The sequence below is a fragment of the Consotaella salsifontis genome (assembly GCF_900167365.1).
In the GTDB taxonomy this organism is placed as follows: Bacteria; Pseudomonadota; Alphaproteobacteria; order Rhizobiales; family Rhizobiaceae; genus Consotaella; species Consotaella salsifontis.
On the sequence record NZ_FUXL01000014.1, the window covers coordinates 25,729 to 50,538 of the forward strand.

Here is a 24,810-nt window from a genome sequence, read left to right on the forward strand (position 1 = left end):
CACTGGATCGCAGCGATACGGTGTATCGATGAAATACGCCATATCGGCGCGATGATCTTTTGATCTCAAAGACCCTTGGAGGTCTTCTCTCGTGTGCCACACCGCTTCCATTCCCTCCCCGGCCCCTGGCCGGCTCTGGTCCATCCTTGCCGTCGTCCTTGTCGCCGACGCCATGGACCTTCTCGACTCAACGCTGACAATGATCGCCGCGCCCTCGATCGCGGCCGATCTTGGTGGCGGAGCCAGTCTCGTGACGTGGCTCGGCGCCAGCTATGCGCTGGCCCTCGGCGTACTCCTCGTCCTCGGCGGGCGGCTCGGCGACAAATTCGGCCAGCGCCGCATGTTCCTCATCGGCATCGCCGGCTTCACGCTGGCATCATTGCTGTGCGGCCTGTCGACCTCGCCGGTCATGCTGATCGCGGCACGGCTGGCGCAGGGCGCTTCCGGCGCTTTCCTCATTCCCCAGGGCATGGCGATCCTGACGGCGACCTTTCCTCGCGACAAGCTGGGCGCCGCCTTCAGCGTCTTCGGGCCGGTTCTCGGCATCGCCGCGGTGCTGGGGCCGGTCCTCGGCGGCTTCCTGATCGATGCCGACATTTTCGGCCTGGGGTGGCGCGCGATGTTCCTGATCAACATCGTCATCGGGTCCGCGGGCTTCCTCGCCGCCCTCAAGATCCTTCCGGAGATCGAGGTCGGACGCGGCGTCGTTCTCGATCTCGTCGGGGCGGCCTTGCTGGCGTTGGCGATGTTCGCCTTCATCGCCGGTCTTTCGCTCGGTGCCGAAACCGGGTGGACCGGTTGGCCGCCGATCGCGCTGGCGCTGGGCGCCGTCTCCTTCATCCTGTTCTGCTGGCGCCAGGCGAGCGCCGCGAATCCGCTGATCGAGCCGAGCCTGCTTGCCAACCGGGGCTTTACGTCCGGTCTTCTGGTCGGGTTCGGCTTCTTTGCCGCGGTCAGCGGGCTCTGCTTCGTGATCTCGCTGTTTTTCCAAGGCGGCCTGGGCCGCAGCCCGACAGGCGCCGCGCTCGGCCTCATCCCCATGGCGATCGGCATCGTCGTCGCGTCGGGGGCGTGCGCCCCGCTGCTCGCACGCCTGGGACGCTGGCTGGTGGTGAGCGGCCTCTTGATCACGCTGGCGGCCGCCGCCTTCCTGTTTGCCGTCGTCGCGAGCCATGGCGGTAGCGTCGGCTACTGGCCGCTGGTGGCGCCGATCTTCCTGCTCGGGCTCGGCATGGGGGCTTGCTTTGCCACCATCTACGACGTCGCGTTGGGCGATATCGCCACCGAGGAGGCCGGCAGCGCCAGCGGTTCCCTGAGCGCCGTTCAGCAGCTCGCGGCCAGCACCGGCATCGCCGTGATGACGACGGTCTTCTTCAGCGTGGCCTCCCATGCCGATCAGGGCCAGGCGATGCTTCTCAGTCTCGCCGTCGTCGCGGCCATCGTCCTCGTCTGCCTCGGCCTCGTCTGGCTGATGCCGGCGGCGGCCCCAGCCGAGCAGCAATGAGCCAGCGGGCGATCCGCGAAAGGAGGCTCCGATGAGCCGGAAAAGAACCCTGTTCCTCACATTGCTCTGCCTGACGGGGCTTTCGCTCGCTCCCACCCGCGTCGCGGCCGAGAACGGCGCGCCAGCGCCCGCTAAGCCGGTCCTGACCGTCCGGGCGGTCGAGCCGCGGCAGGAGCGCTGGACCTCCACCATCGCCGCCAGCGGCTGGATCGCCCCCTGGAACGAGGCGTCGATCTCCACCGAGATCGGCGAGCTCCGGGTCGAGGAGATTCTCGTCGACATCGGCGACAGGGTGAAGAAGGGGCAGGTCCTGGCCCGCCTGTCGCACGACGCCTTGGAGGCCGACCTGCGCCGCCACGAAGCCGTCGTCGCCAGCGCCGAGGCGAGCCTAGAAAAGGCGACGACCGACGCCAGCCGCGCCCGCCGCCTTTCCGAGAACGCCAAGGGAACGATGTCGCAGAAGGACATTCAGGACGCGCTGATCGGCGAGAAGGTGGCCAAGGCCAATCTCGGAGCCGAGCAGGCGAACCTCGACAGCATCACGCTCAAGCTTGAGCAGACCACCATTCGCGCCATCGACGATGGCGTCGTCTCGCAAAAATCCGCGACGCTCGGCGCCGTGCCGGCAGCCGGCACAGAACTCTTCCGTCTCATTCGCCAGAACCGAATCGAATGGCAAGCCGAAGTCACGGCCAAGGATCTGACGCAAATCGTGACAGGCCAGCGGGCGCAGATCTCCGACCAGGGACAGGCGCTGTGTTATGGATCCGTCAGAACCACGGCACCGACGGCGGATCGCACCACGGGACGGGCAACGGTCTATATCGATCTGCCGGAGAACTGCGCTCTTACCCCCGGCTCGTTTGCCAGCGGATCAATCGAAATCGACACCAAGGCTGTCACGACCGTTCCATCGACGGCCGTGACCATGGAGGGCGGGGCCAGCTACGTCTACAGCCTCGCCGATAATGACACGGTCGAGCGGCGCCCGGTGACGATCGGTCGCCGCCGCGACGGCCATGTCGAAGTGGTCTCGGGGCTCGATCCTCACGCGCGACTGGTCGTGAACGGCGGTGGGTTCCTGTTCGATGGCGCTCCCGTCGCGGTGGTTGCCGAGGAGGCGCAGAAATGAACGTCTCCGCCTGGGCCGTCCGCAATCCCGTTCCCGTCATCCTTCTCTTCGTCCTGCTCCTGATCGGCGGCCTGTTCTCATTCTCGAAGCTGGGCGTGCAGTCGTTTCCCGATCTCGACCTGCCGCTCATCCAGATCTCCGCCAATCTCGAAGGTGCGGCGCCCGCGCAGCTCGAAACCGAGGTGGCGCGCAAGATCGAGGACAGCGTCGCCTCCCTGAGCCGGCTCAACCACATCACGACGACGGTGAACGACGGCTCCGTCGGCATCATGGCCGAGTTCGAGATCGCCAAGGATCCGGAGGAAGCGCTCAACGAGGTCCGCAATGCCGTCGACAGCGTGCGCGCGGACCTGCCGTCGGAAATGAGCGCGCCGAGCGTCACCAAGCTGTCGATCCAGAACTCGGTGCTGATCACCTATGCCGTGACCTCCGGAAAACTGGACGAGGCCGAGCTATCCTGGTTCGTCGACAACGACATGACCAAGGCGCTGCGCTCCGTCGAGGGGGTTGGCGACGTCGCGCGCGTCGGCGGCATCGATCGCGAGGTCGTCGTCGCGGTCGATCCGGGGAAGCTCGCCGCCCTCGGCCTGTCGGTGACGGACGTTGCGGGTCTTCTGCGCTCGGTCCAGCTCGACCAGTCCGGCGGCCGTGTCCAGACGACGTCCTCGCGCCAGTCGATCCGGGTTCTCGGCGCCGCCGATACCATTGACCGCCTGTCCTCGGTCTCCGTGCCCGCCGCCAACGGAACCTCGATCCAGCTCGACCAGATCGCGACGATTAGGGACGCGCACGCCGACCGAACCTCGCTCGCCTATCTCAATGGCGATCGCGTCATCGGCGTCCAGATCAAGCGATCCAACGGCTATTCCGACGTCGCCGTCGCCGAGGGCATCCGCTCGGTGATCGCCACCTTCGCGGCAGCCCATCCGGAAGTCGCGATCGCCGAGGCTTCGAACACCGTCAAGGCGACCGCCGACGACTACGAGGCCTCGATGCACATGCTCGCCGAGGGTATCGTGATCGCCATCGTGATCGTGTGGCTGTTCCTCAGGAGCTGGCGCGCGACCGTGGTCTCGGCCGCCGCGCTGCCGCTGGCCATGATCCCGACCTTCATGATCATGGACTTGTTCGGCTTCACGCTGAACGTCGTCTCGCTGCTCTCCCTATCGCTGGTGGTGGGCATCCTGGTGGACGACGCCATCGTCGAGGTCGAGAACATCGAGCGCCACCTGTCCTATGGCGGCACGCCGCGCGCGGCCACCATTGAGGCGACGCAGGAGATCGGCATCGCCGTCATCGCCACGACCCTGACGCTCGTCGCCGTGTTCCTGCCGACGGCGTTCATGGGCGACATTCCGGGCCTTGTCTTCCGGCAGTTCGGCATCACGGCCGCGGCCGCCGTCCTCGCCTCGCTCCTGGTGGCGCGGCTGCTGACGCCGATGATGGCGGCGTCCCTGCTCAAGGCCAAGCGCACGGCGAGTGCGCGGGCGGACGGCCGGCTGATGCGGACGTATATGCGTCTCGCCCGCTTCTGCCTCGCCTGGCGCAAGCTGACCATCCTGGCGACCATCCTCTTCGTCGCGGCCTCCCTGTCGCTGGTACCGCTGCTCGAAACCGCCTTCGTTCCGCCCGCCGACATCGCCCAGACGACGGTGACCCTCAACGTCCAGCCGGGCAGCAGCCTGGAGGAGACGGATGCGGTCGTGCGACAGGCGGCCACCGCCATCGCCGAGGTCGGACAGGTCCGGTCTGTCTTTGCCGTGGTGGGCGCCTCCGGCAGCAACAGCGGCGGCCCCAATCTCGCCATCATCCCCGACGTGACCGGGGCCCTGCTGACCGTCGATCTGACACCGCTCAACGAGCGCGATCGGTCACAGACACAAATCGAGAACGACATTCGCGCGGCGCTGGACCGTGTGCCGGGCGCGCGGGTTCAGGTTGGGGCCGGAGGCGACGGCAGCACCCTGGGCATCGTCCTCGCCAGCAACGACGACGCGGCGCTGCTCCAGGCAGCGAAGACTCTCGAGGAGCAGATACGCGGCCTGCCCGGCCTCGGCGCGGTCACCTCGACCGCCGCCCTGGAGGCGCCGGAAGTACAGATCGTTCCCGACAGCGCTCATGCCAGCGCCGTCGGCGTGACGCCCGAGGCGATCGCCGATGTCGTGCGCATCGCCACCTATGGCGACTACGAAGCCTCACAACCGAAGCTCAACCTTCCGGAACGCCAGCTTCCCATCCGGCTGAAACTCGATGCCGACCCGGAAAGCAATCTCGAGGACATCCGCCAGCTGCGCGTCGACGGCAACGGCGGCAGCGTGACCCTCGGATCTGTCGCCGATGTCGGGCTCGGCACGGGGCCGACAAGCATCTCGCGCATCGACCGGGAGCGGAACGTCACCGTCAGCGTCGAACTGAACGGCAAGAGCATCGGCTCGGTGATGGAGGAGGTTCAGGCGCTTCCCGCCATGAAGGCGCTGCCGGCGGGCGTCAAGACGATCGACGAAGGCGAGGTGGAGAGCATGGATTCCATGTTCGCCGGCTTCCTGGTCGCGCTGGTGATCGGCCTGGTGTGCATCTATGCCGTGCTGGCGCTGCTCTTCCACGATTTCCTGCAGCCGTTCACGATCCTGATGGCCATTCCTCTGTCGCTCGGCGGCGCCCTCCTGCCGCTGGTCCTGACCGGCACCAGCTTCTCGATGGCGACCGCCATCGGCCTTTTGATGCTGATCGGGATCGTCACCAAGAACTCGATCCTGATCGTCGAATATGCGGCGGCGACCCAGCAAAAGGGTTGGCAGCGGGGCGAAGCCTTGCTCGACGCCTGCCACAAGCGGGCGCGTCCGGTGGTCATGACGACGATCGCGATGATCGGCGGCATGTGCCCCGTGGTGCTGGGCCTGTCGGGCGGCGATCCGAGCTTCCGCCGGCCGATGGGGCTCGTCGTCATCGGCGGGCTGCTGGTCTCGACCGCCCTCAGCCTCGTCGTCATCCCGGTGATCTACTCCTTCGTCGACGATTTCTCGTCATGGCTGCGCAGGCGCTTCCTGAATACCGCGACTGAATCCCACGACGGCGAGGTCGCCGTCGCGAGTCGATGAATCAGCGCGCCAACGACGCGAGCATTGGCCGCCCCGAACGCGCGCTCGGAAGCTGCCGGTCAGCTTAAGGACGGATCTTAGCGAGAAGCGGACATGCCGCGGATGAAGGATTAAGACCGGAGGCGGCCTCTCGCCGCCTTACGCGCCGAACGCAACGCCGGGTGTGGAACGAGCGGGAATGGCCGCCTTCCGAGTGAACGGGGCTCGCGCAAGCGAACCCCGTGCAGCCATCTGTCTTGGCAATCACCAGGGCAGCGTGTTGCCTTGCCAATCCAGATAGCGGTGTTCCCGGCATCCCATATTGGCTTTCAGCACCTCGGCCATTCCGGTCACGCTTTCCTCCACGCTGATCTCCGCCTCGACCGTCCCGTCCAGCGTCCCCATGGCGGTGGCGACCCAGCCGGGATGGATCGACAGAACGGTCAGCCCGGTGTCGGCATGAATCATGCGGGCAAGCATGTTGAGGGCCACCTTGCTCGCCCGATAAAGGTCCAGCTTCAGGCCCGGCTCGGTGTTCATCGCAATGCTTGCGCGGTGCGAAGACATCACGGCGAGCGTTCCGCCCTCGTTCAGCCGGTCCAGCAGGTGATGCGCCAAGCGTATGGGACCGAAGCAATTGGTCATAATGATTTCGGACAGTTCGTCCTCTGTCGCCTCGACAACCGAGTTGTGCAGCGGACCGTAAACACCGGCGACCAGGAAAATCACGTCGAAGGTGCCAATGGCATCCCGCAGCGGCGCGATCTCGTCGACGCGCGTGACATCCACATGGGCGACCTGCGCGACCCTGCTCAGGCTGCCTGTGTCTGCACCGTGACGGGCGGTGCCGGTGACCTGCCAGCCCTCAGCGTGGAGGGTCTGCGCCAGACCAAGACCAAGACCGCGCTCGGCCCCGATGATGAGAATGGAGGGCATGGTGTTTCCTTTCAAAGTGCGGTGAAGCCGCCGTCGGCGGTCACAAGCGCGCCCGTCATGAAGGCGGAGGCGGGCGAGGCGAGGAAGGCCACGACCTCGGCGATATCCTGCGGCTGGCCGACGCGACCGAGCGGATGGGCGGGGCCGTAGCTGGCCAGAGTGGCACGGCTGTCGGGCACGATATCCTCCAGGATGTCGGTTTCGATCACGCCGGGCAGGACCGCATTGGCGCGAATGCCGCGATCGCCATATTCGACCGCAATCACCTTGGTCAGTTGTGCAATCGCGCCTTTGGACGCCGCGTAGACGGCGGTATCCTTCATCGCCACCCGCGCCACGATGGATGCCATATTGACGATGACGCCTCCGCTGGGCAGCATGGCCCTTATCGCCTCGCGAGCATGCAGGAAGGTGCCGCGGGCGTTGACGGACATCACGCCATCCCAATCGGCCAGGCTCATGTCGACCAGCGGCTTGTTCATCGTCCGGCCGGCGTTGTTGACGAGGATATCGAGCCTGCCAAAGCGTTCCACGGCCAGGGCGACGCTGCGAACAGCGGTTTGTTCGTCCGCGACGTTTCCAGTCAGGGTCGCGATGCCGTCGGCCGCCAGATCATGCACGGCTTCCGACATGTCTGTGGCGAGGATCTGCGCGCCGCGTGCACGCAGTGTCAGGGCGGTGGCACGGCCGATCCCGCGGGCGGCACCGGTCACGAGGGCTGTTTGGCCGACAAGATCTTCAGTCATAGGTATCTCCTTTGCGACGGAGATACGCTTGGCTACAGGGCTTTATAATCCACGAGTAATTTATTAGGCTTGTTAGCTCAGCTTCATGATCGCAACCATGACGCCCACCGATTTCGCGCAGATTCGTGCTTTCCTTGCCGTCGCCGAGACGCTCAATTTCTCGCGCGCGGCAGAGAGGCTGGGTGTCACGCCCTCGGCTCTCAGCCAGACCATCCGCGCCTTTGAGGCCGAGGTGGGGCAGCAGATGTTCCAGCGGACGACCCGAAGCGTGGTGCTGACCGAGGCGGGCTTGCATCTGAGGGGACGCATGGAGCCTGCAGTGGCGGAAATGGCCGCGGCGCTAACACAGGCGCGCAGCAAGGGCGGCCCGCGGGGAACGGTCCGCATCGTCGCCTTTCGGTCGGCCGCCGAGAGATTCCTGCTGCCGATCCTCCCTGACTTGCGCCGGGACCTGCCCGACGTGACGCTCGACATCACCCTGGACGATGCCGTTGGCGATCCCGTCGCCGATGGCTTCGACATCGCCATCCGTATCGGCGAGGTCATCGCTCAGGATATGATCGCCGTGCCCTTGGGCGCGGATCTGCGCCAGATCGCGGTTGCGGCCCCGGCCTACCTGTCGCGGCACGGCGTCCCCGGTCATCCGCGTGATCTATTGGCCCACGACTGTATCTGCTGGCGCTGGCCCGGCCAGCCGCATCCCTTTCCATGGGAGTTTTTCGAGGACGGCCGCTGGTTCTCCATCACGCCGTCGGGCGGCTTGATCGTGAACGATAAGACGATGGCGCAGCGGGCCGCTCTGGACGGGCTCGGCATTGCCTTCTCTATCGAGGACACGGTTCGTGATCATATCGCGGCAGGGTCTCTGATCCCCTTGCTTCAACGCTGGAGCGCGCCATTCGCGGGCTTTCATCTGACCTATCCCCGCCAGCGCCATATGCCCGCCGCCACGCGCGCCGTCATCGACAAGATCAGGTTGGGAGTTCGCAAGGACGCGGGATGACGGTCCAAGGCGATGGCAGTTTCGTCCGCGAACGCGGCGTACGAATGCGCAGAACTCGGTCGGGGCTGCCCGCCATGATCGCGCCGCCGATGACAGTTAGGCATTTTCCCGTGCATCAACGTTGATGGCCATAAGGTCAGCCGAATGATCCGGATTTCATTGAGCGCGCTGAGCCAGCTGGAGTACGAATGCAGCGGAGGCATCGATCCCCGCCACCCGATGAGGTGAACTTGCGCGCCGCAACGACGGCTTGATTGGCACTTGCTAGGGAGATCGGGATCTCCCACGCCGGCATTTCGGCCAGAGCAAGCGTGTTCAGTTGCGGCTGTCTTCGCTGCCGACCGCAACGATCACCGCGATGATGTTCAGGCCGCTGAAGACCAGCCTCGGCAAAATAAACGCCGGAAACGAACTCTCGGCTGGATAAGACTCGGGGGCAACGTCAAGGCGCCCCGCGCTTCGGAACGGCAATGAAGGGTCGACTGGGGAACGTCGGCTTTTCGCCAAACGAAGTCTTCGCGACGCTGGACTGCGTGCCTGCCTGCTTTCGGATATCGGTTGGGGTTGAGCGAGGGCCGAGCATAGGCGCAGGCGATGCGGCTGAAAGCCGGCCGAGCCGCGATATGGAGAGACGGGGATGGACCTCTGGCCTAAAGCTGCCGCCAGCTCGAGTGCAGATCAACGATTTTCTCCGCTCACCGACGTTCAAGCTAAACAGCATCAGGTTGCTCGCTCAGAGCTTCAGGATCGAATCTGTCTGAGGTTCATCGGGGCGTTAACCCAGTCCTGGATGTTTCCTATTTGATCGACACTATCGATGTATAATCGGGAAAGGATAGAATGGTGCTTTGATATGCTTCGTTGTTTAATCGTTGTTTCCATAATGACGGCCAGCGCGCTGTCTGCAAACGCTCAAGTTTCGGATTCCAAGAACACTGAACCGAGCGGCCAAAGTCCATTCTGGTTCACGGACACCATATCGGACGCAGCCGCAACGCTGTTGAAATGGAATGCCTCCTTACGCGACAGGCCAAAAAGCGGCCCTTGCAAGGGCGAGAGGGTTGAGAAACCCGAGCATTGTTCTGTCGTCATTACGGCTTCCGTCCTTAAGAATGAGGGCAGCGCGGCTGCTGCGGCCATCATTGCGCGTGTTAGCGAGCGACCAAAGGCCGAAATCCGGGCTTGGATCGTCCATCGCGGCATCCTTGAGAAGATGGCCGAAAAAGGTGGGAGATTGGATGAGGCCCTTATTACTAATTTTACGGAAAATCTCGCTAACGCGATTAAAGACAAGTCATGCTCTGAATCAATACGATTGAGTGAAGTCGAATACTGGTTGCAAGTAGGAGACGAGGCTAATGCGAAAAATTACCTTAGGACGATCTCTCCAGAAAAATCACACCAGACGGATTCTCTATGCCCGTATGCGGGAAAATTAGATTCTTATCGGTATGCTCTGCTCGACTATCCGGCCTCTTCAGGGGAAATATCCTTTATCGACGTAACGACGGCAATTATATACACTGGCAAGATGCCTCTTCCTAAAGTGCGTTACAAGCTAGCGGATCTGGCCATCTCCGTCGCCGCAGCATCGGGCATTGAAGAGCCCATCCCTCTCTTGATTGCCGTTGCTCGAGACATCGAGAACACAGATTTGGAGCGGTGGCTCGCAGCCAAGTCGCAGTCAAGGTAAGGTCAATCTGTTAACTCAACGTCCTTGACTGACGAATTGATTGAAGGTCGGGGGCGGTCATCCTCGACGCCCGAATGTCGACTTTCAGTAATGGACAACGAGCCGAGGAATGCCCTGCCGCCCCACCCCGGCCAGGGGGGCGACCAGAAAGGCTCCCACGGAACGGCAGCTCTCCGCCGGTCGCTGCTCTGGAGTTGCCAGTCCGCTTTCGGCCCTGAAGTGCTTTCCGGCTTGCACGGCTGAGACTGAGTGGGGAGTTGGATGGTGTGCGGGCCCTGACAAAAACTGAACATATGGCGCCGCGACCTCTTGCGCGGCGGCGGGTGGGATGGTTTGAGGCGGCTCCCTCCTAGAGCATGATGCCGACTAGCACCGACCGGGAATTTCCGCATGATCCGCCTCGAAAGCATCGGCAAGCAGAACGGCAAGCAGATCGTCTTCATCGAGGCGTCGGCGGCACTCCAGCGCGGCGAGAAGATCGGCCTCGTTGGCCCAAATGGCGCTGGCAAGACGACCCTGTTTCGAATGATTACCGGCGAGGAAATGCCGGACGAAGGCCAGGTTTCGGTCGATCGGGGCGTGACCGTCGGCTACTTCAGCCAGGATGTCGGTGACATGGCGGGGCGTAGCGCCGTGGTCGAGGTGATGGACGGCGTCGGGCCGGTCAGCGCTCTGGCAGCCGAGATGGCGGAGCTGGAAGCGGCCATGGCCGATCCGGACCGCGCCGACGAGATGGACGAGATCATCACCCGCTACGGCGAAGTGCAGGGCCGCTACGACGAACTCGACGGCTATGCGCTGGACGGGCGCGCTCGTGAGGTGCTGGATGGCCTCGGCTTCAGCCAGGCAATGATGGACGGCGATGTCGGCAAGCTGTCAGGCGGCTGGAAGATGCGTGTGGCGCTGGCAAAGATCCTGCTGATGCGCCCCGACATCATGCTCCTCGACGAACCGTCGAACCATCTCGATATCGAAAGCCTGATCTGGCTCGAGGGTTTCCTCAAGGGCTTTGACGGCGCCGTGCTGATGACGTCGCACGATCGCGCGTTCATGAACCGCATTGTCACGAAGATCATCGAGATCGACGGCGGCGCGCTGACTTCCTATTCGGGCGACTACGAGTTCTATCGCCAGCAGCGCGCCCTCGCCGAGGCGCAGCAGCAGGCGCAGTTCGAGCGCCAGCAGGCCATGCTGGCGAAGGAAGTAGCCTTCATCGAACGCTTCAAGGCGCGCGCCAGCCATGCCGCGCAGGTGCAGAGCCGGGTCAAGAAGCTCGACAAGATCGAGCGCGTCGAGCCCCCGAAGCGCCAGCAGACAGTGCGCTTCGAGTTCCAGCCAGCGCCGCGCTCGGGCGAGGACGTCGCGACGCTCAAGGGCGTGCATAAGAGCTACGGTGATCGCACCATCTATGACAGGCTCGACTTCCAGGTGCGTCGGCGCGAGCGTTGGTGCGTGATGGGGGTGAACGGTGCGGGCAAGTCGACGCTGCTCAAGCTGATCGCGGGTGCGTCAGAGCCGGATTCCGGAACGGTGACGCGGGGGCCCAGTGTCAAGATGGGCTATTTCTCCCAGCATGCCATGGAGTTGCTCGACGGCGATCACACCGTGCTGCAGTCGCTCGAAGACAGCTTTCCGCAGGCCGGGCAAGCGGCCTTGCGTGCGCTGGCGGGTTGCTTCGGCTTTTCCGGCGACGAAATCGAGAAGAAGTGCCGCGTGCTGTCAGGCGGCGAGAAGGCGCGGCTGGTCATGGCCAAGATGCTGTTCGACCCGCCGAACTTCCTCGTGCTCGACGAGCCCACCAACCATCTCGATATCGCCACCAAGCAGATGCTGGTCGAGGCCCTGTCGCGCTTCGAAGGCGCCATGCTCTTCGTCAGCCACGACCGCCATTTCCTGGCGGCGCTCTCCAACCGCGTGCTGGAGCTGACGCCGGATGGCCCGCATGTCTATGGAGGCGGCTATAGCGAATATGTCGAGCGTACTGGCCAGGAAGCGCCGGGACTGCGGAGCTGAGCCCTCTGTCGCTCTAAGCAATTTATGAAGCCGGGCCTCTGCGGCCACCCAATGCCGCCGACGAGGACGAAAACCTTGAGTCCATTGTCGGTAAAGCCCAGCGGTAAGCGGCTTTCGAATGGCAGCGAACCGTCAATCGGGGGCGGAATACGAAGATCCGCTTTCGCTTACCAAATGAGCAAAAGCAGTCGGTCCATTCCCGGCCCATCTTGACCAAGACCGGAACGACGATGCCGGGTGGGATGGAGATGGTTCGGCCTAGGGCGCGGATCGGCGGAGGCGGTCTTTCCTAGACCGTCGGCCGCTTCGCAGTCACAATAAGAAGGAAAGCCCCAAGGTCGCGCCATCGAGCGAATCTCGGCACGTCCTCGCACGCGTCCGGGGCGGGTTGCGGTTCGACCAGCGCTGTCAGCACGAAGCCAGCGGCCGCCAGGGCGTTCAGGTAGTCGCCGATCGTTCGCGGAAAACGTGGCACGGCAAATGGAACGACATCTTCGTCCTTCGGCCGATCACCGAAGCGCCAATGTTCGGTGAACGTCGAGCGATCAAAGTAGCGTGCCACGCGGAGACCAACGACCTGACCTTCTTCGTCTCGTTCCCAGCCAAGACCTGGCGTGATGAAGCAGGGATGGAGGATGCTGAAGTGAATGAACCCACCGGGCCGGAGCAGACGGAAGGCCTCCCGCACGGCCCCGGATAAATCGGGGCCGTCCATAAGCGCCATTGTGGACAGCACAGCATCGAATGATGCGTCCGGTAGCCCGCAGTGCTCGCTGTAGGAACTCACGAGGTATTTGATACCCAGAGGATCGTCAGCCTCGTTCTGGCAGGCATGCTCGATCATACGCTGCGAGATATCCAGGCCGGTTAATCGCGCTCCGCGTTTAGCGAAAGCGCGAGTGTTGGTCCCTTCACCGCAACCAAAGTCCACGACCTCGAGTCCGTCGATTTGTGGCATGGCGTCAATGAAAGCCGGGAAAGTGAACCTGTCGCGATAGACGTCGAATCCGTTTCGCACGTCGTCTGTCCACTGATCGGCGTTACTGTCCCAACATCTTGCCACTTCGGCATCGGCGATTTCAGACATTCTCACCTCCAGCAACCTGTCTCGACGTTCGGGAACGATTAGGGGGTCACGACTGCTCCCGAAACCCCCGAACGGTTGCCGGACCGTGCATGATAGGAGACCGGCAGCTTTACGACTGCTGTGCCCCAAATTGGACGACCGCTTCCCGGACCGCCTCACCATTCTCCCCGCGCTTCGGCGATGCGCATGAAATAGCCTCGTAGAGATCCATCTCTTGCTGTGACGGCCGCATCGGCATTGATCCAATCGCTCCGCCCCTCCACAAGTCCTTCTCCAATCGCCTCGGATTCCATCAACTTCTTCGAGTCGACTTTCACGGGCGGGTCATTGCGCTCGGCATCTTCCACCGCAGGCGCCATGCTGCGCGCCGCCCTCAAGGCTTCATGGGCCTGCGAAATCGATCGCCTGGACTTCGCCCGGCCCAGGGCGGAAGCTCCGAAGCTGTGGATCGGGCGGCGAGGCCTGAGAGCAGGGTGTTGAGGCGACGGGCCATGTAACCGCCTTGCCATGGTCCGACAATCGCAGGCTGAGGGAAAGGCGCGCATTTGGCGTGATGGAGGAGAAACGCGCAGGGATGCGGGCGCGCCAATAGAAGATGTTGCCGCGTCGCTCGAGATTGCTGACCGCATGACGAATCGTCACCGCTGATGAACCCTCGGCTGGGTCCAAGACGAGCCTGTTGGGCATCATCTTTGGGCCACAGGTGTGGGCCACACGGCTTCCAGGCGTACTAAGAAGGATTCTCAGTGCCCGAAAACATCAGCGATTACAGAAGGTTAGTGCTTCTCCTAAAGAGAAGTGGCTGGGGGACCTGGATTCGAACCAAGACTAGCGGAGTCAGAGTCCTATGGCTGGCGGGAATTACCTTCCGAAAATTGCCAGAATACGGCCGAATTGGCCGAGATAACGTCGGTTCTGCTACGCAAATTCAGTTTCCATATCCACTCCATATCCACGACCCGGCGTGCGTTCCAGTCTCGGAGAGACACGTTCGGGTGCTGCGAGAATTGATGCGATCTCCTGGGCGCCTCTCTTGATTTCGACATGAGAAAGCAGCCTGATGGGGCGTCCGACTGAAGCGATGAGGATATGACCATCACCACGACCCCATTGCTCGATCCTCGACGACAACGATCTCGGCTTGGCGAGGGCGACCTCTCGCGCTTCGAAGTGATCGGGCGTGATCAAGACCAGGACTGATCCGGGCGCTTGCACGTCGGCTTGCGGAAGACACGCATGGGGCTTCGGAGCTTCGCGCGACCGTGTCCGAACTGATGGGAGAAAGGCAGCCCAAGAGGGGCGGCATCCTGGCAGCGTTACGGCGATCACCTCTGGTGGGCGCCGATCTTGATCTGTGCCGCCCGAGCGAGGACAGGCACGATTTCGGAATGTGAGGTGCTCTTGCTCGGCGCAGGCAGTATCAGCACGCCGCGTATGGCGCTCGATCTCGGCAAACTTTTCCGGCCCGACGTACCTGGCGCTGTCGTGAATAATTCGATGGCATGCACCGCTTGGTCAGGCTGAGTGTTTCCTATTCTGGCCATGAATGAACCGAGCGCCGGACCGGCGCTCGGCTGAACGTCGTCTCTACTTGATGACCTTGTCGATAAACCCGAGCGTCGTCGCATTCTCCACCAGCGTTCTCACCTTGGAGCGGTCGAGCCCGGACGGAACTTCCGCATCGATCTCCAACTTCAGCGAGACCTCGCTGCCGGGCAGCGTGGTGAGCTGTTCGACAATCGCCTCGACGATCTGGTGAATTTCCCGTGCTGGACGGTCGGGTGAAATCATCACCGTTCCCATGAAGCGCGTCGGCTTTCGCTCCTCATCGGGTTTTGACCCAGTTCCCAGTCCACCAGAACCAGATTGTGACTCGTCTAACCCTCCCGCCGGTCCTGCGACCTTCTCGTCGCGCGCCTCGGCCGCGGCGGCTGCCAGCTTGGCCCGATGGGCCTCCGCCACTTCGGGTTTGACGATGATCGACTCGCTGTCGATCACCACGGCGATGTTGCCCGACCCGGAGATGGCAAGTCCGGCATAGGACTGACGCGCCTCGTCCCACCGTTCTGCGTAGGCGAAAGGCCCGGGCAGCATGCCTGAAACCGCGGACTGGACCGATCGCACCAGAACGTTTCGGTCCTTGAGCCTGGGAAGGTAGGTGTATCGGTTGAGATACTCCCAGAGGTCCTTCAGGAAGAGGTGGTCCTTTCCGTTCCAGATGTACTTCTGCAATTCGCGATCGAGACGCGCCGGGCCAAGCTCGGGCAGCAGTCCTTCGTCGCTCACGAGCTTCTTGCTGGCGCGGGCGAGAAGCCCGTCCTGCGCCGGAACCTTGCTCGTGGTCCACTCGACCTCGCTCTGGGCGCTTTCCTGAACCGGGTAGAGCAGGTAGCACCAGGCCTCTTTCATGCGCGTCTTCAGGGTGTCGCTCGCCTCGGCGACCTTCGATTCCGCAAGCTTGGCGTCGCTCTGTGTAAGGTTGAGCCGTTCCCGATCCTTGACGATCTGCGCCCAGGCCAGCGCCGAGCGCATCGCCTGCTTGAGGCTATCGAGCTGGCGCTGCTCCGCGGCCAGGAACACCAGCATGTTGCGATAGACGCGCGGCGTGCTGCCACGCTGCATCAGGATGTCCTTGGCCTCGGCGTAGGCCTCGGATCCGTCACGTCCCGTGTGCGGATGGGCGACACCGAGTACGACTGCGCGGACGCCACCCGGCTCATCCGGAACGTCGGCCGAGCCGCCAGGTGCGACCTGGACCGCATCGAAATGGCCGCGGTCGGCGAGACCGTTGATGTAGGTGCCGAGCGCCTTGTCGATCTCCAGAAGCACCAGCGCGTCCTCGATTTGGCCAGCCCGGTCCGCCGCGATGCGATTGAGGCTCGCCGACATCGAATACCAGTATCGGCCAAGATCGCTATGCATGAACTTGGCCTGGTTGGTCAGCCGCCGCAATGCATCGCCGAAGATGGCGGGCCGCTCGCCCGGCTGCACCACGCCGAGGTTGATCTGCTTGTCGTCGAGCCCCTTGTTCTCCTGCCCGTGGGTCGGCGACGTGCCCATGAACACGGCGCGCGCGACGCGCCGGGTGGCGGAGTAGCGGTTGAGGTTGGGTGCCGACTGGTCGATCTTGTAGGGGGTCGACGTCACGCCGTCGACGTCGCCCGCGATGATCGATTGCCAGCTCGCGTCGAGATAGTGCAGCAGCTCCGGTTCCACGCGCGCCGAGCTGATCATCACGCTGCCCGGCATGATCATCACTGAAGGATCGTTCCCCATCCAGAGCTCATGGATGACCTGCGCCATCAGGCGCAAAACGCCGCGGGTCCGCTGAAACTTCTCCAGCGATCCCCAGCTCGTATAGAGCTGATCGAACAGTTCGGGATGAATGGGATAGGCCTTCTCCAGCTTGCGGCGATAGTCCTCGTCGGCGCTGCCCTGGGGGAAGTCGTTGGAGTTCTCGCGATAGAGCTTGGCGAACTGCTTCAGCGTGTTGTCGCGGTGGTGGAACTTGTCGCCCGGAATGTCCTTGAACAGCCGCCGCCGAACGATCTCGTAGCTCTCTTCCTGGCTCGCCGGGCGCCAGGACGATTCCACTCGGCTGAAGGTCTGCTTCAACCGCGCAAGGGCTTCCTGGCCACCTTCGCCGCCCACTTCGATCTGCGAAGCGGGCAGAGAGGCGACGAGCAGCGTGCCCGGGCTCGCCTTCACCGCCTCCGTCAGCGATTGCACGAAGGAAAGGTTTGCGTCGAATGAGCCAGAGGGCAGTCCGTCCACCTTGTAGATCTGGCGCAGATACGCGACCCATTCGTCGATCAGGATGAGGCTGGGCGCGCACTTCTTGAAGATCGCCTCGAGCAGGTTGGAGCCCGGCGCGATGCCACGGGCATCGTTCTCGGCCACCATGGCAAAAGCTTCGTCCCCGCCGAGCTGCCAGGCGAGGTCGCCCCAGATGGTGCGGATGGTGCGCCCGCCCGCAAGGCTGATTGCATCCTGCGGCCCGCGGGACGTGCCGACCAGCACCGCGCGGTTGACCGTCGCTGGCACCTTCAGGTCGTGGCGCGACAGGAGCTGATCGAGACCGGGCAGGTCCTCCACCGCCGTGCCGCCCACCATGTGGTAGAGGGCCAGCATCGAGTGCGTCTTGCCGCCGCCGAAATTGGTCTGCAACTCGACGACGGGGTCACCACCCGCGTTGGTCAGGCGCTTCGCAGCGCCGACGAGAAGGCTGCTCAGGCCCTCCGTCAAATAGGTCCGGGCGAAGAACTCGCGCGGATTGCGGTATTCCGAGGGCGCGCTGCCGTTGTGAACCTTGGCGAGATCTGCGGCGAACTCGGCCTGTTGAAACTCGCCGGTCGCGACGTCCTGGTGCGGCTCGACGACCTCGCGCCAGGGCAGAAGCCCGCCGACGGTGTCGACGGAGATGTCGAGCCGCTGCGTCTTGCGGCGTTCCTCGTTTCGCGCCAGCTCGGCATATTTGGTGCGCAGGATCGTGTCGCGCGATGTGCTGATCTTCTCGGCGACTTCCTTTGCGCTGACCGATTCCAGCAGCCGCCGCATGGTGTCGAGTGCGCGTTCGGCGTCGTCATAGGTGAAGCTCTCATTGTGCGAGAGCTTGTTGCGCACGTCGAGCAGCTCGGAGACGTAGGAGCGCTCCGGGTGCCCGAGCACCATGGCGAAGGCCTCCTTCCAGAAGGCCATCATGGTCTTCAGAAGCCCCTGCTGGTCCCAGCCGACCTCGCCCTTGTCGTTAGGGCGCAGCCCGCCGACGCGCTGCACAACCTCGATCTGCCAGTGTCCGGTGAGCGAGGATTCGAGCCGCTTCTCGACGAAGGGGATCAGCCCCTCAGGCAACAGTTCCATGCCCTCGAAAACGTGCTGGCGAGTGCTTTTGGCCATGGTTCCCCCTCAGAATGCCATGCGTGTCTGGCGGTTGCGGTCTTCGAGCGAGACTGTTGCCGCCAACTGGCACAGCTCCGACCAGTCGGCGATCAGCGCGTTGTAGACCGTCGCTTCGGATGCCTCGCGCCGCTTGTTGGCGGCGATGTCATAAAGGCAGTAGGCGAGATCCTTGACCGCTTCTGCCTGCGGGCCGAAGCGCTTCAGCAGCGCTGCCGCGTCATGCGAAAGGCCCTCCTTCTCGTGCAGGCGCACGAGGTGTTGAAGGCATTCCCAGACTGTCAGGTGGCTGTCGCCCTCCGGCGCCCAGTCCGGATCGAGCTCGTCGCGCTTCAACAGCCGCACCTTGCCCGCCGCGCTTTCGACGATCCCGGCATGCTTCACACTGTCGACCGAGATGCCGCGGGCGCGGGCGAGGTTGTCGGCCACGCCGTACTCGCCCTTGCCGATGCCGTTCTGCTCGAACCAGGTGATGGCGAAGCGGGTATCGGCGTCAAACTCGCCCTGGATGCCACCGAGATACTCGTCGAGTTCGGCATTGATGAGTTGCAGCGCGGTCTTGACCGTCATCGCTCTGTCGTCGGCCTCAAGCACCGCCTTGTAGCGCGAGAAGACGCCCATGCCGGGGCCGATGGCCGATTGCGGCATGTCGGCCGGGGCGATGTTGGCGGCCTGAAGCTCGGCGATGGCCGGGGGCAGCTCGCGTTTCAGCGTGCGGATGAACTCGGCTCGGGTGATGGTGTCGGCAGTCGCTTCCTTCTTGCGGCAGACGAGGACGACGGAGTTGGCGAGGGCATTGGTGCCCGATGCGATCATGCGGTTCGCCATTTCCGTGCGCAGCGGCCAAGTGCCGACGACCGCGTATCCGGCCTCGACCACGGCCTGCAGAAAGGTCGCCCAACCAGTAGAGCTAATACCTTCGTCAGCTATCTCGCTTTGCTTGAAAGCATAGTAAATGGTGGCCGGAAACCCATCTAGGGATAGGGTTGCCATGCGAGAGACCGCCGACGTCATTCCTTCGATGAAGAATCGTTCTGCTCCCTCGCGCCCACCGTGCCGTGAAGCTATCGCCACGAGTTCGTCAGACTTTGGAGTCGCAATTACGCCAAAGAGCGAAGGCTCGATGTCGCGAAGAGCTTTCCGTATCCATCCATAGAAGAAATCAGATAGTATTGAATACGCAATATTGTCATAATATGGCGGATCAGTGCTTATGATGACTGGCTCTGAGCGCGCAGCGGATTGTGCGTTCTGCTGCTCTACGACTCCAGATGCTCCCGGAACGAGCGCTGCAACGACCTTCCAAATCCATTCACAGCAGGAAATCCAATTCCCAGTCGAAGATGAGAAAGGATTTCCTTCGGCATAATCCCAAGACATGGGTATCCCCTGCCGGGAGAAGGTATTCCTAATCTTCGTGTAGCCCGAGTCCCACCCGCAGACAGCGCTTCCTCGGTCGGCAAGGCGAGAAATCGCAAAACCAAGATACATGCTCACGGCCTCAGCATACGCAAACGTTCCTACGCCACCATCGCGGAGCTTATGAGTATTTCTCTGAAGGCCGGCCGAAGCGGCGTCTTCTTCGATCTTATTTCGAACCTCTAAGACAAGGTCAGAGAAAGTGAGCAAAGAAACTAGCTGCCGGTCTGTGAATAGACTACCCCACGTTGTGAGGCCGTAGGCGGAACAGACTCCTCCTGTTATCTCAGCTCTAGTCGGCGTTGCACCCGAGAGGAAAGTCTCTCGCGCTTCTGCGACCTCCGGATACGTTTTTGCTTCCAGCGCAGAGTTTTCCTGTTCGTCTGCTGGGGAAACATACACACGTTTGCGATTGCCCTCGGCAATGACTGCCATCAGGCGCGCACCCAAACGGCCGGCCTTTCCTTCTTCTCGAATGTACTCCCGCTGAATCGGCGTGCCGGATAGGATGCAAACGAAGTCCTGTGCCTTGCCCGCTTTGGTGCCAGTGCTGGCCTGCACCATTTGATCCTTCGGAATAGCGCCGCTCTCGATTGCAAAGGTGACGGTCTTTTTCTCTTTGTCGATTGCGGGAACGATAATAGCTTGGCTGCCCTTTTTCGACGAAAGCACAAAGGAGTTCACGAGCGGAACATGCACGCCTCCGAAAGCTGGGTCAGGGCTCGCAACCGTCCGCGCCCAGATCCAGGCGATCACCGTCGCCTTGCCGCCGCCGTACTCCTTCGGCAGGTCCACCTGCGGGTAGAGATGTCCGATGCGCTCCCACGCCTTCTCGCGCATCCATTCGCCGTAGTATTTCACATCCTCGGCTAGCCCTTCGGCGTTGCGATAGAACGACCGCTCCTTGATGCCCGGGTGGATTGGCGGCTGATCCTTGAACTTCGGCGGGATCTCGATCATCGCCTTGCCGATCATCACCGCCACCGGGTTCAGGTCGGACCCATAAGCGGCGAGGCCCAGCCGCTGCGCCTCGAGCGGGATCGACCCGCCGCCCGAGAACGGATCATAGACTGGCGGCAGTTCGACCTTGTCCAGCGCCCCATCCGGAATCCGCCCATCGAGGCCTCGCGCACAGCTCTTGCGGATCTCGGCGCGCGCCTTTTCCAGCACCTCCTCGTTGGTCGAGTTCTCCCACTTCACCAAGTCTTTGATGATGTCGAACAGCCTGTCGCGCTCGAGTCCGACGACCACGTCTTCCAGCGTCGGCTCCGGCGCATTCGCCGCCGCGCCGTGCGCCGAGGACTTGCTTTTCTCCCAGGCCTTCAGCCGCTCTGGCAGCTCGGCTTCCGCCTGCGCCCGCAGCGTCTCGTCCTTTAGGAGTTCCCCGGCGTACGCCGAAGGATCGTCAACGAGCTGTGCAAACAGCACCGCCCGGCAAGCCGCCAGCGGCCGCCGCGCCCACCACAGATGCAAGGTCGAGGGATGCCCGTGGCGGATCGACTTCTCCCGCGCCGACGCCGCATTGATCGCTTCGAGCGGGATCGCGACCTCGATGAGTTTCTTTTTGTAGGTCTGGGTCATGTCAGTCAGGATTTTCAACTTGAAGGTCGGCTGCGCCGAGCGGATGGGTGGAGGCGTCGTAGAAGTGCAAGGCCGCATTGGGCAAGGCCTCGATGATCGCAGCCTTCTTTTGTCGAACGTTGCCGCCGGGACGTAGGGAGACAGCTATCGAGCGCCCTTGATGGGCGCCGATGACTTCGACAATGTGCTTGTCGCTGTCACCGAGGCCGTGTCCGAAAATCACCAGCGGACCGGGATCATGCACAAGGCAGGAGAAGACAAAGGACAGGTAGTCCGACCTGTAGATCGAGGTGAGCTTCTCCTCTGCAGTCCCCTCTGAGATGAAAAGCGGCGTGGCATCTCCATATTGGACCGCAAATAGATCAAGAAGATTTTGGCCCGGCTGCGCGCTGCGCTTCAGAGTCTGCCCGGTCGGCTTTCTGTATAAATGAAGCCCGCCGTGCAAGAAGTGCATCTTCGATTTCTTTCCCCAAACTTCGGTGTTAGCGATATCAAATTTCTTTGTCCAAAAGTAATCGCGAAACGCCGACGTGTCTCGCATCATGGACCAGTACAATAAAAGGTCGTAGTTCGTACAATATACGGAGGCGTATGTTGCGAGCTCAGTTGCGACGCGATCGAGCGTAGCGTCTGGTACGTTTAGCCAAGGGATGTGAACCGCGTGGACAGCCCGTACCAGCGCGGAGCGAATACTCTCCTCGCTTGCGACGAGGTGTTCATGCGGTTGTCCTAGAGCGGTCGCGACGGCCTTGCTTGTCGCGAGAGCGCTGAGCACGACCTCGAAATTTCGCGTTTGCAGGCGGTCGAAAAGAGCCACGTCCTCATCGCTCAGATGCGCTCCATCTTTTTGCTTTGCGGCCTCGAAAAGGGAGGTGTAGCCGAAGCTTCTCCAAATGTTTTGGCTAAAGCCGTTTCCGATCAGCAAACCCGACCAGTCTTCCAGGCCGCGTAGATCCTTCCAATCCGCTAGCTCATTGTCGAGTTCGTCAACCATCTCGGTGCGTCCTCCCCGTCGGCGCTTCATCGTGAAACCAATATCGTTCTGCTCAAGCGGGCGCGCGCGCTTCCGGCGCCTTCTTTGGCGCTAGTGTGCCGACACTGCATTGCTTGCCTCGAGCGAAATCGCGACCCCGATGAGTTTGTTCTCGTAGGTTGCCGACGGCATCAGGCGGCTCCACCAGAACAGAGGGTTGTCAGTTTCGCGTGGACGAGCTGCGCACGCTTCTTGAGGAAGGCGTCATAGTCGCCGCCGATGAGTTCGTCATAGGGGATGAGGTGGCTGGTCAGGCGAGCCTTCACCTCCTCGTCGCCAAGCGTGTTGGCATCGCGGCGCTGCGCGAGGTAACGCTCCGGCTCGCTGTCTGAGATGTTGCGGTTGGTCTGCCACGTGACCAGCGCGCAGTTCAGCGCGCGATAGATTTCGCCGTTCGAGCGCTGTTTCCTGTCGCGGAGCAGCGCCACCGGAAACAAATGATGGTATTCGCGGCTCGCCAGATTGGCGCGCGTCACCGCGCTGCCGTCCGCCAGGTCCCAGCCGCCATTCCGAAGGGCCGCCGCCAGGATCGCGCGTGCCAGGCGTTCCTTCTTCTTCGGCCAGCCGACAGCTAGAAGCTCCTGCTCGGGTGGCAGCGGGTGGAGCTCATCGTCGAAGATCGCTGGTGTCTGCGAGCTGCTATCTTCGCCCGTGACAAGTGGCTTGAGTTCGGTGAAGTCGACCAACGCTCGGGAGCCCGTCGCCCGCTCGTAGCGATCCGAGAAGGCTGCTCGCCAGAAGTACTTGCGGATCGTCGTGCGCGCTTGGCCCGCGGGATCGAGCGCCTGCGGCGCGACGGCCCACAACGCCACGAGGACCGGAACCGCGACGTCTGTCGGAAGGCGTGCCGCATCGAAAACACGCTCCTCCTCGAGGAACTCCGCGGTTCGTTTCATGCCGCGGACCAGCGTCTGCCAGTTGGCGAGCAGCTCTTTGCCGAAGTCTTTCATGAAATAGGTGGCGCTGCTCGGCGGCCGGCCCTGCAGAAGGGCGCTGGCGTAGAGGGTCAGCTCCTCGATCGGATAATAGATGTCGATCGTTGGGCACTCCTGCTTCGCCTTGGCGATCAGATCGTGCAGCGACTCGCCCATTGCCGCCTCCACCTGAGCCACGACGATGTCGTAGCGCGACAGCGGCGCTGCCGATGTGTTCATCTTGATGAAGACGTCGAGAGCGGTGTCCTTGTTCGTGGTCACAGGCAGCGAGAGGTAGGGCAGGTTGAAGGTCGCGAAGATCATCGCGACCTTGTTGCGGATTTCGATGATGTCTTCGCGCTCGTTGGCGTCCGGCACCGCCACCCTGATCCAGTCCTTGAACTGGCGGCTCGCCTCGTCGCCCGGCGCGCACAGATCGAGCGGGATCATCCTGCGCTGCCAGAGATCCTTGATCTCGTTCGCCCAGAAGGGTCGACGGTCGGTGTCGCCCTCTTTTTTCCACCGGGCTACGGAGTCGATAAAGTAGGGCATGTCTGTTTCCTCTTCTTCTCGGAGATAGAGGAAGAAGGTGCGCTCCTCGTAGTTGTTGTGCAGACCGCGCCAGAGCGCAGTCAGCCGCTGCTGCCCGTCGAGGAGATGTTCGGTGGCCCGCTCTCCGGTCGTCGGTGCTCCCTTGATCGGGCGCGACAAGAACGGCTCCTCGTTGCCGATCTCCAGAACCAGCGTCGCCCCCAGAGGCAGGCCCCGGAGGATCGTGTTGAACATCTGTGTGACGTTCGAGTGGTCCCAAGCCTCAAAACGCTGAAAGCGCGGGAGCCGCGTCTGCAGTAGTCGGATACGCGTAAACCAGTCCGGCAGGGTTCTGTTCTGTGCGTTGATGGTCATGTTTCCCCTCCCTCGGTCGTTCTTGAATGGGTGCGCGCCGTCATCGCGCCCGCTTTTTCAAGCTCACCCTGTAACAGTAGGGGGCCGTTTCTTCGATCCGCACCCGGTCGCCTGCTTGCGCCTCATTCGACACGAAGAAATCCCGGATCCAGCCGCGCGCGCGAAAGAATCGCTTGGACCCGTCGAGGTCCGTGCGGACCGGAACCGGCCCGCCCCACTCGACGAGGACGTCTCGTCGCGCCCTTTCGTGACGGTTCGATCCGCCCACCGCATCTTCGGGGAAGCGTTCGAAGAACGAGCGGAGGTAGATGTGATTGTGGTCGATATTTCCCTGCGTGAGCGTCACCTCACCGATCAGAGCACCAGCGGTTCTTGAGCTGGAGGAAGACAATTGGCTCGCGTGTACGGCATGCTCTGCTGGCGCGAGAGACGAGCGTCGAGGCTCGTGCGATGTGGTTTTGACCGCACGAGGTGACGGGGGCACCGAGACGTCAGTCTCCGAGGGCGTGTTCAATTGCCGCGCGATCGCCTCCGAGACAGCGTCATCGAACTGGACCCATGTGACCGCGCCGCTCTGGTGGCGGTAGGGAACGGAGCGGGCCAAACGGAGCACGCCGTCCAGCTTCCACGGGACATTCCACTTGGCGACCTCGCCCGAGCGGATCATCCCCTCCGGGATGCGATGGCGCTCGAAGACGGAAATCATTTCAGCAGGCGAGAGCGGGGCACCAACATCGACCAAGCGCGCGACGCCATAGACTGCGCCAGTGCCTTTGCGGATCAGGCCGAACCAGCCGCGATGGGAGGCGCTGCTCGAGCGCATCTCCCATGTCTTGGATCTGTCGAGGATGTAGCCGATCCAGGGATCGG

Annotated in this window: 15 protein-coding genes and 1 pseudogene; 7 read left to right on the forward strand and 9 right to left on the reverse strand. The window is 62.7% G+C overall.

Annotated features, from left to right (window positions below; all coding sequences use genetic code 11):
• Positions 1 to 91: 91 nt before the first annotated feature.
• The 3 genes from B5D38_RS17070 to B5D38_RS17080 are packed head-to-tail and all read left to right on the forward strand — an operon-like array spanning position 92 to position 5,734.
• Positions 92 to 1,504 carry an MFS transporter gene (locus B5D38_RS17070; RefSeq protein ID WP_207552984.1) on the forward strand — a complete coding sequence of 471 codons (1,413 nt, stop codon included), beginning with the start codon at positions 92 to 94 and terminating at the stop codon, positions 1,502 to 1,504.
• 31 nt (positions 1,505 to 1,535) lie between these two features.
• Positions 1,536 to 2,636 (forward strand): efflux RND transporter periplasmic adaptor subunit, encoded by a 1,101-nt coding sequence (locus B5D38_RS17075; RefSeq protein WP_078709654.1) that lies wholly within the window; start codon positions 1,536 to 1,538, stop codon positions 2,634 to 2,636.
• Positions 2,633 to 5,734 (forward strand): efflux RND transporter permease subunit, encoded by a 3,102-nt coding sequence (locus tag B5D38_RS17080; RefSeq protein WP_078709655.1) that lies wholly within the window; start codon positions 2,633 to 2,635, stop codon positions 5,732 to 5,734. The genes B5D38_RS17075 and B5D38_RS17080 overlap by 4 nt, the downstream gene beginning before the upstream one ends.
• 243 nt (positions 5,735 to 5,977) lie before the next feature.
• On the opposite strand, the gene B5D38_RS17085 is transcribed toward B5D38_RS17080, so the two are convergent.
• Both B5D38_RS17085 and B5D38_RS17090 read right to left on the reverse strand, forming a co-directional pair.
• Complete coding sequence (locus B5D38_RS17085) at positions 5,978 to 6,649, reverse strand: SDR family oxidoreductase (protein WP_078709656.1); 672 nt, start codon at positions 6,647 to 6,649, stop codon at positions 5,978 to 5,980.
• Between the two features lie 11 nt (positions 6,650 to 6,660).
• Positions 6,661 to 7,395 carry an SDR family NAD(P)-dependent oxidoreductase gene (locus B5D38_RS17090; protein ID WP_078709657.1) on the reverse strand — a complete coding sequence of 245 codons (735 nt, stop codon included), beginning with the start codon at positions 7,393 to 7,395 and terminating at the stop codon, positions 6,661 to 6,663.
• 97 nt (positions 7,396 to 7,492) lie between these two features.
• Between B5D38_RS17090 and B5D38_RS17095 the strand changes: the two genes are divergently transcribed.
• From B5D38_RS17095 to B5D38_RS17105, 3 genes are all read left to right on the forward strand, one after another.
• Positions 7,493 to 8,398: a LysR family transcriptional regulator gene (locus B5D38_RS17095; protein ID WP_245319322.1), complete on the forward strand. Its 906-nt coding sequence runs from the start codon at positions 7,493 to 7,495 to the stop codon at positions 8,396 to 8,398.
• An 817-nt stretch (positions 8,399 to 9,215) separates the two neighbouring features.
• On the forward strand, positions 9,216 to 10,091 hold the full coding sequence (locus B5D38_RS17100; protein WP_131829952.1) for a hypothetical protein: 876 nt from the start codon (positions 9,216 to 9,218) through the stop codon (positions 10,089 to 10,091).
• A 390-nt stretch (positions 10,092 to 10,481) separates the two neighbouring features.
• Positions 10,482 to 12,104 carry an ABC-F family ATP-binding cassette domain-containing protein gene (locus tag B5D38_RS17105; RefSeq protein ID WP_078709660.1) on the forward strand — a complete coding sequence of 541 codons (1,623 nt, stop codon included), beginning with the start codon at positions 10,482 to 10,484 and terminating at the stop codon, positions 12,102 to 12,104.
• A gap of 289 nt (positions 12,105 to 12,393) precedes the next feature.
• Here the strand turns inward: B5D38_RS17105 and B5D38_RS17110 are convergent, their stop codons facing one another.
• Positions 12,394 to 13,191, reverse strand: a complete 798-nt coding sequence (locus B5D38_RS17110) for a class I SAM-dependent methyltransferase (protein WP_078709726.1) — start codon at positions 13,189 to 13,191, stop codon at positions 12,394 to 12,396.
• A gap of 155 nt (positions 13,192 to 13,346) precedes the next feature.
• Positions 13,347 to 13,550, reverse strand: coding sequence for a hypothetical protein (locus B5D38_RS17115; RefSeq protein ID WP_078709661.1), 204 nt, complete (start codon positions 13,548 to 13,550; stop codon positions 13,347 to 13,349).
• A gap of 730 nt (positions 13,551 to 14,280) precedes the next feature.
• Between B5D38_RS17115 and B5D38_RS22595 the strand changes: the two are divergent.
• A pseudogene (locus tag B5D38_RS22595) lies at positions 14,281 to 14,585 on the forward strand (hypothetical protein).
• Positions 14,586 to 14,778: 193 nt separating this feature from the next.
• On the opposite strand, the gene B5D38_RS17130 reads toward B5D38_RS22595, so the two are convergent.
• From B5D38_RS17130 to B5D38_RS17150, 5 genes are all read right to left on the reverse strand, one after another.
• Positions 14,779 to 18,087 carry a DUF499 domain-containing protein gene (locus tag B5D38_RS17130; protein ID WP_078709662.1) on the reverse strand — a complete coding sequence of 1,103 codons (3,309 nt, stop codon included), beginning with the start codon at positions 18,085 to 18,087 and terminating at the stop codon, positions 14,779 to 14,781.
• 9 nt (positions 18,088 to 18,096) lie between these two features.
• Complete coding sequence (locus tag B5D38_RS17135; protein ID WP_078709663.1) at positions 18,097 to 21,087, reverse strand: DUF1156 domain-containing protein; 2,991 nt, start codon at positions 21,085 to 21,087, stop codon at positions 18,097 to 18,099.
• Position 21,088: 1 nt separating this feature from the next.
• Complete coding sequence (locus tag B5D38_RS17140) at positions 21,089 to 22,081, reverse strand: DUF4917 family protein (protein WP_165690890.1); 993 nt, start codon at positions 22,079 to 22,081, stop codon at positions 21,089 to 21,091.
• Positions 22,082 to 22,251: 170 nt separating this feature from the next.
• The gene (locus B5D38_RS17145; RefSeq protein WP_078709665.1) at positions 22,252 to 23,940 is read right to left on the reverse strand and encodes a DUF262 domain-containing protein; all 1,689 of its coding nucleotides are present in this window, start codon (positions 23,938 to 23,940) and stop codon (positions 22,252 to 22,254) included.
• Between the two features lie 40 nt (positions 23,941 to 23,980).
• A complete protein-coding gene (locus B5D38_RS17150) occupies positions 23,981 to 24,763 on the reverse strand; it encodes a hypothetical protein (RefSeq protein WP_131829953.1) in 783 nt (260 codons plus the stop codon).
• Positions 24,764 to 24,810: the final 47 nt, after the last annotated feature.